General features: G+C 72.6%; 14 protein-coding genes. 4 read left to right on the top strand and 10 right to left on the bottom strand.

Annotated elements, in window-relative coordinates; translation table 11 throughout:
- Nucleotides 1-213: 213 nt before the first annotated feature.
- Both ACWD4A_RS29705 and ACWD4A_RS29700 read right to left on the bottom strand, forming a co-directional pair.
- Nucleotides 214-708, bottom strand: coding sequence for an ATP-binding protein (locus ACWD4A_RS29705; RefSeq protein WP_451198649.1), 495 nt, complete (start codon nt 706-708; stop codon nt 214-216).
- 180 nt (nt 709-888) lie between these two features.
- Entirely contained in the window at nt 889-1257 is a 369-nt protein-coding gene (locus ACWD4A_RS29700) for an STAS domain-containing protein (protein WP_451198647.1), read from the bottom strand.
- A gap of 239 nt (nt 1258-1496) precedes the next feature.
- Here ACWD4A_RS29700 and ACWD4A_RS29695 point away from each other — a divergent pair, with 239 nt between their 5' ends.
- Both ACWD4A_RS29695 and ACWD4A_RS29690 read left to right on the top strand, forming a co-directional pair.
- A complete protein-coding gene (locus ACWD4A_RS29695) occupies nt 1497-2408 on the top strand; it encodes an RNA polymerase sigma factor SigF (RefSeq protein ID WP_451198646.1) in 912 nt (303 codons plus the stop codon).
- 116 nt (nt 2409-2524) lie between these two features.
- Nucleotides 2525-3643: a DUF5937 family protein gene (locus ACWD4A_RS29690; protein ID WP_451198644.1), complete on the top strand. Its 1119-nt coding sequence runs from the start codon at nt 2525-2527 to the stop codon at nt 3641-3643.
- Between the two features lie 14 nt (nt 3644-3657).
- Here the strand turns inward: ACWD4A_RS29690 and ACWD4A_RS29685 are convergent, their stop codons facing one another.
- Nucleotides 3658-4206, bottom strand: coding sequence for a GNAT family N-acetyltransferase (locus tag ACWD4A_RS29685; RefSeq protein WP_451198642.1), 549 nt, complete (start codon nt 4204-4206; stop codon nt 3658-3660).
- 84 nt (nt 4207-4290) lie between these two features.
- Here ACWD4A_RS29685 and ACWD4A_RS29680 point away from each other — a divergent pair, with 84 nt between their 5' ends.
- The gene (locus ACWD4A_RS29680; RefSeq protein ID WP_451198640.1) at nt 4291-5478 is read left to right on the top strand and encodes a helix-turn-helix domain-containing protein; all 1188 of its coding nucleotides are present in this window, start codon (nt 4291-4293) and stop codon (nt 5476-5478) included.
- Nucleotides 5479-5806: 328 nt separating this feature from the next.
- On the opposite strand, the gene ACWD4A_RS29675 is transcribed toward ACWD4A_RS29680, so the two are convergent.
- The 6 genes from ACWD4A_RS29675 to hutU all read right to left on the bottom strand — a co-directional run bounded on the left by ACWD4A_RS29675 (nt 5807) and on the right by hutU (nt 13534).
- Nucleotides 5807-6304, bottom strand: coding sequence for a hypothetical protein (locus tag ACWD4A_RS29675; protein ID WP_451198639.1), 498 nt, complete (start codon nt 6302-6304; stop codon nt 5807-5809).
- A 57-nt stretch (nt 6305-6361) separates the two neighbouring features.
- Nucleotides 6362-7555 carry a serine hydrolase domain-containing protein gene (locus ACWD4A_RS29670; protein ID WP_451198637.1) on the bottom strand — a complete coding sequence of 398 codons (1194 nt, stop codon included), beginning with the start codon at nt 7553-7555 and terminating at the stop codon, nt 6362-6364.
- A gap of 115 nt (nt 7556-7670) precedes the next feature.
- Nucleotides 7671-8840 (bottom strand): imidazolonepropionase, encoded by a 1170-nt coding sequence (gene hutI, locus ACWD4A_RS29665; protein WP_451198636.1) that lies wholly within the window; start codon nt 8838-8840, stop codon nt 7671-7673.
- Nucleotides 8841-9141: 301 nt separating this feature from the next.
- Nucleotides 9142-10533 carry a formimidoylglutamate deiminase gene (locus tag ACWD4A_RS29660; protein WP_451198634.1) on the bottom strand — a complete coding sequence of 464 codons (1392 nt, stop codon included), beginning with the start codon at nt 10531-10533 and terminating at the stop codon, nt 9142-9144.
- Complete coding sequence (locus tag ACWD4A_RS29655) at nt 10524-11726, bottom strand: allantoate amidohydrolase (RefSeq protein WP_451198650.1); 1203 nt, start codon at nt 11724-11726, stop codon at nt 10524-10526. Before ACWD4A_RS29655 ends, ACWD4A_RS29660 begins: the two co-directional genes overlap by 10 nt.
- 143 nt (nt 11727-11869) lie before the next feature.
- Nucleotides 11870-13534 carry a urocanate hydratase gene (hutU, locus tag ACWD4A_RS29650; RefSeq protein WP_451198632.1) on the bottom strand — a complete coding sequence of 555 codons (1665 nt, stop codon included), beginning with the start codon at nt 13532-13534 and terminating at the stop codon, nt 11870-11872.
- A gap of 200 nt (nt 13535-13734) precedes the next feature.
- On the opposite strand from hutU, the gene ACWD4A_RS29645 reads away from it, so the two are divergent.
- Complete coding sequence (locus ACWD4A_RS29645) at nt 13735-15027, top strand: diaminopimelate decarboxylase (RefSeq protein WP_451198630.1); 1293 nt, start codon at nt 13735-13737, stop codon at nt 15025-15027.
- Here ACWD4A_RS29645 and ACWD4A_RS29640 read toward each other — a convergent pair.
- Nucleotides 15011-15595: a hypothetical protein gene (locus ACWD4A_RS29640; protein ID WP_451198629.1), complete on the bottom strand. Its 585-nt coding sequence runs from the start codon at nt 15593-15595 to the stop codon at nt 15011-15013. The two genes, ACWD4A_RS29645 and ACWD4A_RS29640, sit on opposite strands and share 17 nt — an antisense overlap.
- Between the last annotated feature and the right edge of the window lie 192 nt (nt 15596-15787).

Here is a 15787-nt window from a genome sequence, read left to right as displayed (position 1 = left end):
GCTGAATGTGCGGACCGTGGCCTTGAGACTGCGGGCCGCGAAATTCAGCCCGTCCGGCGTTTGAGGACAACGCGGCGAAGCCGTGTTGCGGGGGTCTGGGGGCTTGCCCCCAGTTTCGGGAAGGGGCGGGTAGGGGAAAAAGCCCGCCGCAGGCACGAACCGGCCCGCAGGCCGGAGCAAAGGGTGGGCGGGCGGGAGCGAGACGGCGAGCCACTACGCCGGAGCCGCGAGCTCCGCCCAGACCGTCTTGCCGGCCCCGCCCGGATTCCGTACGACTCCCCAGTCCAGACAGAGCCGCTGGACGATGAACATGCCGTGCCCGCCGGGGCGCCCGGCCCGGTGCGGGGTGCGCGGGGCCGGCGTGCCCGCGCCGAGGTCGACGACCTCCAGCCGCAGCACCTTGCCCACGTGGCTCACGCGCAGTTCCTCGGGGCCGTCGGCGTGCAGGCAGGCGTTGGTGACCAGTTCGGAGACGACCAGCAGGACGTCCTCGGCGGCCGCGCGGTGGTCGGCGGTGACGGCCGGCAGCCAGCCCCAGTCCTGGAGCGCCTGGCGGGTGAAGTCACGGGAGCGGGGCACGGCGCCGCTGGCCCCGACGAGGTGGAGCCGGCGGACCTGCGCCGCGGGAGGCGGCATGGCGTCGGAGACGGCGCCGTCCGCGTCCGGACCGGGCTCACCCGGTGGCGGGTACGGCCGGGTGGTGCTCATCAGCGCTTCACCTCACCGATTCACCGACTCAGAGTTTGATGGATACAAGGCACATCGAAAGGAACATATTCAGCAGACTCCTGCCCGACCGATCGGCGGGAACACCCACTTCTTCGGCGGGGCCCCTGTGACGCGGACAACCCTGGCGTCAGGGGCGGGCGGCGGTGGCGGTGACGCGTGTCACTCGGCGACGGCCGTATCGAGGGAGTCGTGCACGGTGAAGACGGCCTCGGCGCCGGTGATCTCGAAGACCCGGGCGACGACCGGCCGCATCGCGGCGAGGTGGATGCCCCCGCCCGCGGCCTCGGCGGCCAGCCTGGCGCCGAGCAGCACATTGAGCCCGGTGGAGTCGCAGAACTCCAGCTTCGAGCAGTCCACGACCACACGCGCGCTGATCTCGTCGACGCACCGTTCCAGAGGGGCGCGCAGCAGCTCCGCCGTGTGGTGATCGAGCTCACCCGCCGGCGTCACGACCGCACTGGCTCCGTGGCGCCGGACCTCTACCTTCAGCCGGCCCCTGTTGGCGTTGCCGACCATCCCGCGGTCCATGCGCATCCCTTCCCGGTTGCTTGCGTGGACGGTCAGAACACTACGCCTTCGATACGGCGTCCGGTAGCCGAACATCCGTTATTTACCGACATAGTCGGACAACCCGGACTTGCCATGAGGTGGGCAGGACCGATAGGGCTAGAAGAGGACATCCACCACGGACGGCTTCGGAGGCGCCGCAAACCGCAGCACGACATCAAGGCATCGGCGGCCATATGCCGAGAATGATGGAGGAGACCATGTCACCCCGGCTCGACGTACCGCGCACCGGATCCCCTCGGGAGACCGCGCCGTCGACGATCCCGTCCCAGCGGACGGCCCCGTCCCCGCAGCAGCACGAGCCCCCCTGCACCGGGCTCCCCGAGATACCACCGTACGACCAGGTGGGGCCGGGCGATGCGCGGGCCCTGTCCAAGACCCTCTTCGCCCGCCTCGCGGAGCTGGAGGAGGGCACCCACGAGTACGCCTACGTCCGCAACACGCTGGTCGAACTCAACCTGGCCCTCGTGCGGTTCGCCGCCTCCCGGTTCCGTACCCGCAGCGAGCCGATGGAGGACATCGTCCAGGTCGGCACCATCGGCCTGATCAAGGCCATCGACCGGTTCGAGCTCAGCAGGGGCGTCGAGTTCCCCACCTTCGCGATGCCGACGATCATCGGCGAGATCAAGCGGTTCTTCCGTGACACCAGTTGGTCCGTGCGCGTGCCGCGGCGGCTGCAGGAGCTCCGGATCGACCTCACCAAGGCGCGCGACGAGCTGACGCAACAGCTCGACCGCTCCCCCACGGTGGGCGAACTCGCCGAGCGGCTCGGGCTCTCCGAGGAGGAGGTCGTCGAGGGCATGGCCGCGAGCAACGCGTACACCGCGAGCTCGCTCGACGCCCAGCCCGACGACGACGAGGCGGAGGGCACCCTGGCCGCCCGCATCGGCTACGAGGACCACGGCCTGGAGGGCATCGAGTACGTCGAGTCCCTCCGGCCGCTGATCGCCGAACTCCGGCCGCGCGACCGGAAGATCCTCTCCCTGCGCTTCGTCGCCAACATGACGCAGTCGGAGATCGGCGAGGAGCTCGGCATCTCCCAGATGCACGTCTCACGGCTGCTCTCCCGCACGCTGGTACGGCTGCGGCGGGCGCTCCTCGCCGATGAGTGAGCACCCGGAGCACCGCCTCCGCGCGCCCCGGGGCCGGACCCGGGGCGCGGGCCCCCGATTCGCAGCCGGCGTCAATCCGCGCCGCCCCGCCCGGCGGAACCCGGCATCATGACCCCATGAGCGTGATCATCGACATCGCCGGCCTGCCTCCCGAGGGGATCGTCTTCGAGACGTCGCCGCTGGCCGAGCTGTGCATCGCGCTGCACGTGCTGTCCGAGCCCGGCCACCACCCCGGAGCGGCCGGCTGGGCGACCGCGACGGCCACCGCACTCCCGCAGGATCTCGCCGAACGGCTGCGCGAAGCGGACTTCCTGTGGCGGCACACGTTCTCGGACCTCTTCATGCCGTACGCCGGACTGCGCGGCGGTGACGGCAGGACGGGGAGGACGCTCGCCGACGAACTGGAGCAGCTGGACGGGCTGGACGACGAACAGTTCGTCACCACCGCCCTGGAGTTCGCCTGCCTCGCGTCGTACGACACGGGCGGCCCGTCACCGCTCGACGATCCCGCCACCCGCACCAGGACACTGGAGCTCGCCACCGCCCGCGGCCCCAGGCAACTGCACTTCGCCGGGCGGCTGCTGAAGGACCCCGCCTCCGTACGCGCCTGGGTGCGCCGCCTGCTGGAGGACTGCGACGACGCCTTCTTCGCGGACCTCTGGCGGGAGTCCGGGCCCACGCTGTCCGCCGACGCCCGGCACAAGACGGAGCTGCTGCGCCGCAAGGGGCTGGGCGAAGCTCTGACCTCGGTCTCGCCCGCGCTCTCCCTGGAGGACGACGGCACGCGCATCCGGGTCGACAAACTGGCCGAGGGACACGCGACGGCGGTCGCCCCCGGCGTGGGGGCGGGCCTGACGTTCGTGCCGTCGCGGTTGGGCTGGCCGCACCTGATGGTCCTGCACCGGCCCGGCTGGCGTCCGGTCGTCCACTACCCGGTCGGCTCCCCCGAACTTCCCGCGCCCGCCTCCGTCGAACTCCTCAAGCTGCGCCTGGAGGCCCTGGCCCACCCCATCCGGATCCAGCTGTGCCGGAGCACGGCCCGCGCCCCGCACACCACGGGGGAGCTGGCCGGCATCCTGGGCATCAGCGCGCCCGAGGTCTCACGCCATCTGGGCGTGCTGAAGAAGGCCGGGCTGATCACGACGCGACGGCGCGGCCGGTACGTCAACTACCAGTTGGACGTCATGGCCGTGGCCCGCCTCAGCAGCGAGTTCCTGGAAGCCATCCTGCGCTGACGGCGCGCGCCGGCTCAGTCGGCGTCCGTGCCGGTGCCGATGCCGATGCCGATGCCGAACGGTGCCGGATAGCGGATCAGGCCGCTCGGCGCCGGGCGGTCCGGGTCGAGGGACAGGGCCATCATCGCCTCGTCCGGCACGTCCATGGGGGGCCGGATGCCGAACTCCGACGCGCGCGTGAACCCGAAGCGCGGGTAGTACGCCGGGTGCCCCAGCACGGTCACCATGTGCTCGCCCCGGGCCCGCGCGGCCTCCAACGCCGCCCGTACGACGGCCGACCCGGCTCCCGACCGCTGATACGCGGGCAGCACGGCGACCGGCGCCAGCACCAGCGCCGGAACGTCGCCGACGAGGCACCGCGTCAGCAGCGCATGCCCGACCACTCCGTGCCCCGGCGCCTCCGCGACCAGCGACAGCCCCGGGATCCACGCCTCGTCCCCGCGCAGCGCATCCACGAGATCCGCTTCCAGCGGGGTCCCGAACGCGGCCAGGACGACCTCACGGACGGCCGCGACGTCGGCGTCGGTCTCGGCACGGGTGACCCAATTGATGTGATTGCTCATGTGCACCCACTGTGCGCCGTGCGGCTCGGGGGCGCCACTGGTTTTTGTGCCGGGCGGCCGGGCGGACGGGCGTACGCTCGACCCATGGGTGCCCATTTCGGCCGGAGGCTTCACGACGTACGCAAGCGCCGGGGGCTGAGCCAGCGGGAGCTCGCCGCGGCGTCCGGCGTATCGCTCTCCCTGATCCGCAAGCTCGAACAGGGCGAGCGGAACGACACCCGCCTGGAGACGGCCCGGCAACTGGCCGTGGCCCTGGGGGTGTCGACCACGCGGCTGCTCGCGGAACCGGACGACCGCGAGGGCGACTTCCCTCCCGCGGGCCGGTGGGAACCCGTCCGGCAGGCTCTCGAACCTGCCGCCCGAACCCTCAAGCCGGACGAGCCGGACGAGCCCCCGACCGTGGCCGGTGTCCGTGCCGCCCTCGACTCCGCACTGCCGCTCTTCTCCGGTGACCGGTATGCCGAGTTGGAGTCGGTGCTCCCCATCCTGATCCGCGATGCCGACGGACTGGCCGGCCACGGTGCGGACGGAAGAGCCGTACGGGCCCGCGTCATGCAGCTGACCGGATGGCTCCTCACCCAGACCCGGCAGTTCACGGCGGCGCGCACGGCTCTCGACCGCTCCCTGGACGACGCGCCCGACCGTCTGCACGGTGCCGCCACCGTCAGCACCCAGTGCTGGCTGCTGCTACGACAGGGACGGCTCACCGCGGCCCGCGAGCTCGCCACCCGGTGGGCCGACGAAGTGGAACCACGCGTCTCGCGCGCCACCCCGGCCGAACTGAGCGCCTGGGGCTGGCTCCTGCTGCGCCTCTCCGCCGCGTCCATCAGGGACAACAGGCCCGACGAGGCCGAGGACGCGCTGCGCCTAGCCCACTCCGCAGCCGTGGCAATGGGCCGGGAGTTCACCCCGGACAAGGACTTCCTCCGCGCCTTCGGACCGGTGACCGTGACCCTGAAGCGCGCCGAGAACGCGATGATCACCGACCGCCCGGACGTCGTCCTCCAGCTCGCGCAGCGCGCACCAGCAGGAGGGCTGCGCCCCACGTCGAACAACCGCAACCGCCACCTCCTCGACGTCGCCGAGGCCCACGTCCGCTCGCGCCAGTACGCGGAGGCCGTCGACGTCCTCCAGACGATCCGGCACGCGGCCCCGCAGTGGCTGCCCAACCAGCGCTACGCGCACGACATCCTCGGACGCGTGATCGCCCGGAGAAGGACGCTCACCCCTGAGATGAGGACGCTCGCCGACGCCATCGGCATGCCGATGTAACACACCGTGTCACTTCCCCGAGCCACCGGGCGAGAGTGCCATTGCCCGGCTGACGGCCGGTTCCCTAGCGTCATGTGCCATGACGACGAACGGACACTCAGCGGCACTTGAGGTCGGAATCCTCGCGACGGACACCCGGAGGGACCGCGTCGGGGTGGTGATGGCGGTGACACCGACGCTCGTCTTTCTCCGTCCTCAAAGCGGAGGCCGCGAATGGGAAGCCGCACCGGACGACGTCCGCCCCGCACGGACCACCGACGTACTGCGCGCCAGACTCGCCGAGGTGAACGCGGTGCGGGGGTGGCGGGGGCGGTGAACGCGCCGGCGGTCACCGCGACCGGTGGTCCGCGACGCCCCTCGGGTCCGCCGCCGCGCCGTAGTCCCCGTCATGGTCTGCGGTCAGGGCGGCCAACAGGTCAGGGTCGGAGTAGACCTCGGCGGTGTGCTGCCAGGCGATAAGCATCTGGGCGACGGCCGCGCTGTTGGCGATGGAGTCGGCGGCACGCATTGTGTCGACCAGTTCGACGGCAAAGGCGTGGACATCTGGCTCGGGAAGGAAGCGGACCCACGGAAAGGCGTCCGGCAGTACGTCGAGGAGCAGGTCCGTACTGCCGGGCTCTCGCCGCGCGATCGCGGCCAGCATGCGCGTGGCGGCTGAGACCACGGTCTGGTCCTGCTCGGCCCGTGCCGCCGTGGTGAGGACAAGGTCCTCCCCGTCCCTGCGATGCAGAAGAAGCCGCGGCGAATCCCTCAACCGCTCCAGCGTCTGCTTGTTCTTGTTCACCAGCTCGGAGAAGTTCACGGCGGCGTTCTCAGCAGCACCCATGACTTTGAAAGTACTTCGAAAGTCGGCGCTCCGCCATCGCCCGTACGAGGGAACGACTCACCCGTGGCACAGCGCCGTCGACAGCACCTTCAGCGCCGCCTTGTCCGCCTCAGGCGTCTTGAACATATCCATGCTGAGCGCCAGAGAAATCTGCCGCTTGCCGTCCGCCGTCGTGAAGCTGAACGTGTTGTAGCCGGGGACGCTGCCGGTGTGGCCCCAGACGGCGGGTTCGCCGGGGCAGTAGCCGGTGTTGCTCTCCAGGCCCAGGCCGTACTTGCGGTCGGGGCCGCGGTCCGTGTCGTGGAGGGTGTTCATCTCGCGCCACAGGTGCGGGGGGAGCAGCTTGCCGCCGGACAGGGCACGGTAGAAGCGGTTGAGGTCGGTGGTGGTCGAGACCAGGTTGCCGGGGCCCCAGAAGGCGGTGGGGCTGAAGTCGGTGAAGTCCGTCGTGGTGGTCTCGCCGGGGATCTTCTCGTAGCCGTTCAGGTGGCGGCCGGTCAGGCGGGCGGACGTGGGGACGGAGGTGCCGGTGAGGTGGAGCGGGCGCACGATGCGGCGGTCGATCTCGTGGGCGAGGGTGCCGCCCGTGGCCTTCTCGATGAGCATGGCGAGGACCACGTAATTGGTGTTGGAGTACTCCCACTTGCCGGGGTCGCCGGGGTTGAAGGAGCGCTTCTCCTTCACCGCCATGTCGACGAGTTCACGCGGCGTGTGGTGGGAGTGCTGGAGGGTCCGTATGGGGTCGGGCTCGCGCCGCAGGACATCGGTGTAGTTGGGGATGCCGCTGGTGTGGCCGAGCAACTGCCGTACGGTGACGGGCGCGCCGTTCGTGCCGTCGGGGACGAGGCCCGGCAGGTGGCGGCCGATCGGGTCGTCCAGCCCGGCCTTGCCCTCGGCGACGAGCTGGAGCACGACAGTGGACACGAAGCTCTTCGTCACACTGCCGGCCCGGAACCGGTCCCCGGCCTGCGCCCGCCGCCCGTCCGCCAGGTCGGCGACGCCGCTGCTGCCGCGCCAGACCTTGTCGCCGTCCCGCACCTCGGCGATCGCACCGGGCACGCCCTCGGCGACGACGGCGTCCAGCGACTTCTGCAGCGCGGCCCGGTCGGGGCCGTGGGGCGCCGCGGCGAACGCGGGGCTCGCGGCGGGGGCGAGCGCCGCGGCGGCGAGCAGGACGGAAACGGCGGCGGTACGGCGGCGCATGGCGGCGGGGGCCTCTCGGTCGAACGGGGTCATCGGCTGACGTGCCATTGACGTGCCATCAACGTATGCCGCACCGCGCCTCGACGTGATCATGACCAAGGAGGATCGCGAAGGGGATGTCCCCTACGGAGACCCTGACCCCGGGTCGGGGGTCGGCCCCGGGTCAGACCTCCCGGACGCCGCGCCGCCAGACCGCCGAGACCAGCGGGACGCCGGGGCGGTAGGCGAGGTGGACGTGCGAGGGGGCGTCGAGGAGGGCGAGGTCGGCGCGGGCGCCGGGGGTGACGCGGCCGATGTCGGTGCGGCGCAGGGCCGCCGCCCCGCCCGCCGTCGCGGACCAGACGGCCTCGTCGGGGGTCATGCCCATGTCGCGCACGGCGAGGGCGACGCAGAACGGCATGGAACTGGTGTAGGACGAGCCGGGGTTGCAGTCCGTGGACAGGGCGACCGTGGCGCCCGCGTCGAGCAGGCGGCGCGCGTCCGGCCACTGGGCGCGGGTGGAGAACTCGGCACCGGGCAGCAGCGTCGCCACGGTGTCGCCGTGGGCGAGGGCGTCGACGTCGGCGTCGGTGAGGTGGGTGCAGTGGTCGGCGGAGGCGGCGCCCAGCTCGACGGCCAGCTGGACGCCGGGGCCGTGGGTGAGCTGGTTGGCGTGGACGCGGGGGATCAGCCCGCGCGCGGCTCCGGCGGTGAGGATCGTCCGGGCCTGGTCGCCGTCGAAGGCGCCCCGCTCGCAGAACACGTCGACCCAACGGGCGTGCGGGGCACAGGCGTCGAGCATCGGGCCGGTGACGAGGTCGACGTACGCGGCGGGGTCGTCGGCGTAGTCCGGGGAGACGATGTGGGCGCCGAGGTAGGTGACCTCGTCGGTGTGGGCGGCGGCGATCCGCAGGGCGCGGGCCTCGTCCTCGACGGTGAGGCCGTAGCCGGACTTGGTCTCCAGGGTGGTGGTGCCCTGGCGCAGCGCCTCCCGTATGTGGCGGAGGAGGTTGGCCTCCAGCGCCTCGTCGCTCGCGGCGCGGGTGGCGGCGACGGTGGTGCGGATGCCGCCCGCGCTGTAGCTCTGCCCGGACATACGGGCGTTGAACTCGGCGGTGCGGTCGCCCGCGAAGACCAGGTGGGAGTGGGAGTCGACGAAGCCGGGGAGGGCGGACCGGCCCTCGGCGTCGACGCGATTGTCAGTGGCCGGTGCTTTGCTCGACGCACCGACCCAGGCCACGCGGTCGCCGTCGACGACGACGGCCGCGTCCTGGACCAGACCGAGGGGGCCTTCGCCGAGGGAGGGGTCATTGGTGACGAGGCTGCTGATGTTCGTGATCACCGTGGTCGCCATGGGCGAACGGTCTCCTTCGGCTACGGGCGGTTGTGGCGATTGTGCGTTGTCGGGTGCGGGTCCCGAAGCGGCTCCGCCGCTTGTCCTCAATCTCCCCCAGCTACCTCCCCCGGACTCCGTCCGGGGGGACCCCCAGGAGGTGCCCCCAGGACGGGCTGGATTGCCCGAGGTCGTGGACTACGGCCGGCAAATCCAGCCCGTCCGGCGATTGAGGACGCGGCCGCAGGCCGCCCCCGCCGCTGGGAGCACCTCCCGGACGGAGTCTGGGGGAGGCGACGGCGGGCAAGAGGCGAACGGTGCCTCAGTCGTGCAAAACAGCAATGGCCTCGGCCAGAGCACCCGGCACGTCCGGTACGAGCTGATGGCCACCGTCCCGCACGATGTGGCGGCCACCGACGACCGTGTCCCGGACATCCGCGTTGGTCGCCGCGAATACGGCCGTCTCGGCGGCGAGCCGGGGCGGCGGGCCCGCGGTGCGCACCGAGTCCAGCGCGATGGTGGTGAGGTCGGCGAGCGCGCCCGGCCGGATGTGGCCCGCCTCGTCCCAGCCGAGGGCCGCGTGGCCGTCCGCCGTGGCGGCGCGCAGCAGTTGGGCCGCCGTCCAGTGGCCGCGGGTGTGGGTGTGCAGCCGCTCGTCCAGCTCCATGGCGCGCGCCTCTTCGAGGATGTCGATGACGGCGTGGCTGTCGCTGCCGAGGGAGAGCGGGGAGCCCGCGTGCTGGAGTTTGAGGGCGGGGCCGATGCCGTCGGCCAGGTCCCGCTCCGTGGTCGGGCACATGCAGATACCGGTGCCCGAGTGACCGAGGAGGCGGATGTCGCCCGGGGTGAGGTGGGTGGCGTGGACGGCCGTGGTGCGCGGTCCGAGGACGCCGTGGTCCGAGAGCAGCGCGGTGGGGGTGAAGCCGTGCGCCTCGACGCAGGCGTCGTTCTCGGCGGTCTGCTCGGAGAGGTGGACGTGCAGCGGGGCCTCGCGCTCCCGCGCCCAGGCGGCGACGGTGGCCAGTTGGTCGACGGGCACGGCGCGCACGGAGTGGATGGCCGCGCCGATCCGGGTGTTCCCGTCGCCCTTGAGCTCGGCGGCGCGCTCCGCCCACGCGTCGGCGGTGCCGTCGCTGAAGCGGAGCTGGTGCTTGCTGGGCTCGGCGCCGAAGCCGGAGGAGAGGTAGCAGGTGTCGAGGAGGGTGATGCGGATGCCCGCGTCGGCGGCGGCCTTGATCAGGGCCTCGCCCATGGCGTTGGGCTCGCCGTAGTGGACGCCGCCGGGGCCGTGGTGGAGGTAGTGGAACTCCCCCACGGCGGTGATCCCGGCGAGGGCCATCTCGGCGTAGGTGGCGCGGGCGAGCGCGTAGTAGGACTCGGGGGTGAGCCGGTCGGCGACGCCGTACATGACCTCGCGCCAGGTCCAGAAGTTGCCGGGCGCGTGCTCGTCACCCTGTGCCGTGGCCCGGCCGCCGGTGGCGCGGCCCGCCTGGACGACGCCGCGCAGGGCCCGGTGGAAGGCGTGGCTGTGGGCGTTGGCGAGCCCGGGGAGGGTGAGCCCGCGCAGGGACACCGCGCCGGGGGGCGGGGTCACGGCCCCGGTGCGGACGGCCGCGATCCGGCCGTCCGCACCGGTCTCCACGACGACTCCGGGCTCCACCCCGGTGTCGAGGAGTGCGTGCTCCGCCCAGTAGGTCTGCCTCGTCAGCGACACGCCAGGCCCTCCAGTACATCGGCGAGTGCGGTCACCCCGGCCAGGCAGTCGTCCTCCGCCGCCGTCTCGGCGGGCGAGTGGGAGACCCCCGTGGGGTTGCGTACGAACAGCATGGCGGTCGGGATGGCTCCGGAGAGGATTCCGGCGTCGTGTCCCGCGCCCGTACCGAGAACGGGGACGTCCCCGGGCCCGCCCTTGGCCAGGATCCTGCCGATCTCGTCGCGCAGGGCGTGTTCGAATTCGACGACGGGGGTGAACGACTCGCGGGTCACCCGGACGTCGACGCCGTCGCGCTCGCCGCGCTCCGCCGCCGCCTTCTCGATCTCGGCGATCACGAGGTCGAGGGTGTCCTGGTCGGCGGCGCGGGAGTCCAGCCAGCCGCGGACGAGGGAGGGGATGGCGTTGACGCCGTTCGGCTCGACGGCGACCTTGCCGAAGGTGGCGAGGGCACCGGCGAGGCGGGCCTTCTTCCGGGCGGCGAGGACCGTATTGGCGTAGGTGAGCATCGGGTCGCGGCGGTCCTCGATACGGGTGGTGCCCGCGTGGTTGGCCTCGCCGTGGAAGTCGAACCGCCAGCGGCCGTGCGGCCAGATCGCCGAGGCGATGCCCACGGAGTGGTCCGTGTCGGCCAGTGCCCGGCCCTGTTCGACGTGCAGCTCGACGAACGCGCTGATACGGGCGAGGCGCTCGGGGTCGGGGCCGATGGTCTCCGGGTCGTATCCGGCGCGCTCCATGGCCTGCGTCAGGGAGATGCCGTCCGCGTCGCGCAGCTCGTGCGCCTTGGCCACGGTGAGCTGCCCCGCCGTGAGGCGCGACCCCACGCAGGCGAGGCCGAAGCGGGCGCCTTCCTCGTCACCGAAGTTGACGATGGCGAGGGGGCGGGTCGGCCGCGCGCCGCGGTCGCGGAGCTCGTCGAGGGCGGCGAAGGACGACACGACGCCGAGGGGGCCGTCGAAGGCGCCGCCGTCGGGGACGGAGTCCAGGTGGGAGCCGGTGACGACGGCGTCGGCGGCCGTGGGGTCGCCCAGCCAGGCCCATTGGTTGCCGTTGCGGTCCTGCTCGTAGGTGAGGCCCCTGGACTCCGCCTGTGCCCGGAACCAGGCACGGCAGTCGGTGTCGGCGTCCGTCCAGGCATAGCGTCTGTATCCGCCGGATTCGGGGTTCCGCCCGATAGGCGCGAGGTCGCGCCACATCTCGTGGAACGACGGCCCTGCGGGGCCGTGGGAGCCCGCCCGCCGGGGTGCCTCCTGGGCACGGTCGGCGACTGCGGGCCGTTCATGGCCGGCCGCGCCGCTCCCCGCGCCCCTGTCGGGGCGCTGCTCCGGAGAAGAGTGCGTCACGCCTGGTCACCCTCGCGCATCGGGATGCGCACCCCGCGGTCCGCGGCCACCGATTCCGCGATGTCGTAACCCGCGTCGACGTGGCGGATGACGCCCATGCCCGGGTCGTTGGTGAGGACGCGGCGGATCTTCTCGCCCGCGAGGGCCGTGCCGTCGGCGACGGTGACCTGGCCCGCGTGGATGGAGCGGCCCATGCCGACGCCGCCGCCGTGGTGCAGGGAGACCCAGGAGGCGCCCGAGGCCACGTTGACCATCGCGTTCAGCAGCGGCCAGTCGGCGATCGCGTCGGAGCCGTCGAGCATGGCCTCGGTCTCGCGGTACGGGGAGGCCACCGAGCCGCAGTCGAGGTGGTCGCGGCCGATGACGATCGGCGCGGACAGTTCGCCGGAGGCGACCATGTCGTTGAAGCGCTCGCCGGCGCGGTCGCGCTCGCCGTAGCCGAGCCAGCAGATGCGGGCCGGGAGGCCCTGGAAGTGGACGCGCTCCTGCGCCATCTTGATCCAGCGCGCGAGCGACTCGTTCTCCGGGAAGAGGTCGAGGATCGCCTTGTCGGTCCTGTGGATGTCCTTGGGGTCGCCGGACAGCGCCGCCCAGCGGAAGGGGCCCTTGCCCTCGCAGAACAGCGGGCGGATGTAGGCGGGCACGAAGCCGGGGAACGCGAAGGCCCGGTCGTAGCCCGCGAGCTGCGCCTCGCCGCGGATGGAGTTGCCGTAGTCGAAGACCTCGGCCCCGGCGTCCATGAAGCCGACCATGGCCTCGACATGACGGGCCATCGACTCGCGGGCGCGCTGGGTGAAGTCGGCGGGCTTCTCCGCCGCGTAGGAGGCCATCTCGTCGAAGGAGACGCCCTGCGGCAGGTAGGCGAGCGGGTCGTGCGCGCTCGTCTGGTCGGTGACGATGTCGATGGGGGCGTTCATCGCGAGCAGCTGCGGCACCAGGTCGGCCGCGTTGCCGAGGACGCCGATCGACAGCGGGCGGCGGGCGTCGCGCGCCTCGACCGCGAGCTGGAGGGCGTGGTCGAGGGAGTCGGCCTTGACGTCGAGGTAGCGGTGCTCGATGCGGCGCTCGATGGCGCGCGGGTCGCAGTCGATGCAGAGGGCGACGCCGTCGTTCATGGTGACGGCGAGCGGCTGGGCGCCGCCCATGCCGCCGAGGCCCGCGGTCAGGGTGATCGTTCCGGCGAGGGTGCCGCCGAACTTCTTCGCGGCGACCGCGGCGAAGGTCTCGTAGGTGCCCTGGAGGATGCCCTGGGTGCCGATGTAGATCCAGGAACCGGCCGTCATCTGGCCGTACATGGTCAGCCCGAGGGCCTCCAGGCGGCGGAACTCCTCCCAGTTCGCCCAGTCGCCGACGAGGTTGGAGTTGGCGATGAGGACGCGCGGGGCCCACTCGTGCGTCTGCATCACGCCGACCGGGCGGCCGGACTGGACGAGCATCGTCTCGTCCTGCTTCAGGGTCTGCAGGGTGCGGACCATGGCGTCGAAGGAGCGCCAGTCGCGGGCCGCCTTGCCGGTACCGCCGTAGACGACCAGCTTGTCCGGGTGCTCGGCGACCTCGGGGTCGAGGTTGTTCTGCAGCATGCGCAGGGCGGCTTCCTGCTGCCATCCCCGGGTGCTCAGCTGTGTGCCTCGCGGTGCTCGGACGGGTCGCGGTCCGGACATGGGCCCTGCCTCCCTGGCGGCGCTCCGAAGAGAACCATCGATCTGAAGGGTCTGAAGAGAACCATTGAATAGAACACTTCACATCTTGTGGCAGTGAATAGCGTCAGTCAACAGGCGGAGCCCGCCGGTCCTTCCCCCCGCCCGCCCCTTTCCCGAGACTGAGGCTCCGGCCCCAGACGTGTACCAGGCAGGGAGCTCCCGTGGACATCCCCGTTCAAGCCGCCGTGGCACAGCGCCTCATCGGCCCGGAGAACCCGGTCGTCGGGCTGCTCGACGTGCGGGGCATCAGGGCCGCCGCGGGTGCCCTGCGCGCCGCCTTCCCGCCGGGGGCGCTGCACACGTTCGCCGTGAAGGCCGCACCCCTGGTGCCCGTCCTGCGGCTGCTCGCCGACGAGGGGCTGGGCTGCGAGGTGGCCAGTCCGGGGGAACTCGCGCTGGCGCGGGCCGCCGGGGTGCCGCCGGGCCGCACCGTGCTGGACTCCCCGGCCAAGACGGTCCCGGAGCTGCGCGAGGCGCTCGCGCTCGGCGTCGCGGTCAACGCCGACAGCCGGGAGGAACTGGCCCGGCTGGACCGGCTCACCGCGGAGGCGCCGACCGCGTCGTCCCTGGGCGTCCGCGTCAACCCGCAGGTCGGCGCGGGCGCGATCGGCGCGCTGAGCACCGCCGCGGAGAACTCGAAGTTCGGGGTGGCGCTGCGCGACGCGGGGGCACGCGAGTGGCTGGTCGGCGCCTTCGCGGCCCGGCCCTGGCTGACGCGGCTGCACGCGCACGTCGGCTCGCAGGGCTGCCCGCCGCCCCTGCTGGCGGAGGGCGTACGGGCCGCGTACGAACTGGCGGAGGAGATCAACCGGGCCGTGGGACGGCGGCAGGTGCGGACGGTGGACATCGGCGGCGGGCTGCCCGTCAACTTCGCGTCCGACGCGGTCACCCCGACCTTCGAGGAGTACGCGCGGCTGCTCGCGGCCACCGTGCCGGGGCTGTTCGACGGGCGGTACGGACTGGTGACGGAGTTCGGGCGCTCACTGCTCGCCAAGAGCGGCGCGGTGCTGGCGCGCGTGGAGTACACCAAGTCGGCGGGCGGCCGGCGGATCGCGGTGACGCACGCGGGCGCCCAGGTCGCCACGCGCACGGTCTTCGCGCCCGAGTCGTGGCCGCTGCGGGTGCGGGCGTACGACGCGCAGGGGCGGCCCAAGGCGGGCGCGCCGGTGCCGCAGACGGTCGCGGGTCCGTGCTGCTTCGCGGGCGACCTGGTCGCCGTGGACCGGCCCCTGCCGCCACTGGAGCCGGGCGACCACGTGGCACTGCTCGACACCGGCGCGTACTACTTCTCGAACCACTTCGCGTACAACTCTCTGCCCCGGCCGGGGGTTTACGGCCACGCGTCGGCAGAAGGTCAGACGCGGTTCGTCACCGTGCGCCGCCCGCAGACCCTCGACGAGGTGGTCGCCGAGAGCGGTGCCTCGCACGTCGCGGAACTCAGCGCGCTGCGCTGACCGCCGGGCCCTTGCGCCGGGCGCCGCCGGGCAGCGCGTCGCCCGCGGCGAGCCCGGTGGCCAGGTAGCCGCTCACGCCCTTGGCGACGGGGCTGGCCTTCGCCCACTCGGTGCGCACCCACAGCAGGGAGTCGTTGCCGCGCTCCAGCCCGCCCAGCCACATCGACTTCGCCCACAGGCCCGCACCGGCGCCCGCCAGCGCCAGACCGGCGGCGGACGGCACGGCGAACGACGAGCCGACGGCCGCGAGGAAGGCGAGCAGCAGCCACCAGCGGTGCGCGCGCCGCCAGTTGCGCACGGTCACGTGCCGGTCCTGCAGGAAGACGGACCTGCCCGCCCGGGACGCGCCGCCGGCGAGCTCCCGGTACCGGCCGCGGCGGGCCGCGAACACGGCCGCCGCCACGATCAGGAAGAGGGCCGCCCCGGCGAGAAGGCCGATGCGGCGGCCGGTGAACCCCGGCACGAGGGCGCCCACGGCCGCCCCCAACAGCCCGGACCACCACAGCCACGGGGCCGGTGCCCTGACGATGACGGCCACTCGTGCCAGTGCGTACGCTCCACGACCCATGGGCGAAACCTCCTCTTTTCGCTACGCGGCAGGCTAGCCAACGTTTCTGAGGGCGAGCTGAGAATTGGGGGGCGCACCTGGCTGAGGTCCGTTGCCGCGGGGCGCCCTGCGGGCGCGTCCTCAAACGCCGGACGGGCTGAGTTTGCTGGCTGCAGCCTTGAGTCTGCGGGCCGGTTCGCCGCCTACGGCGGA

The sequence above is a fragment of the Streptomyces sp. NPDC002537 genome, from assembly GCF_053594975.1.
The sequence above is the reverse complement of the archived record's forward strand: the minus strand, read 5'-3'. Positions and strand labels throughout refer to the sequence as shown.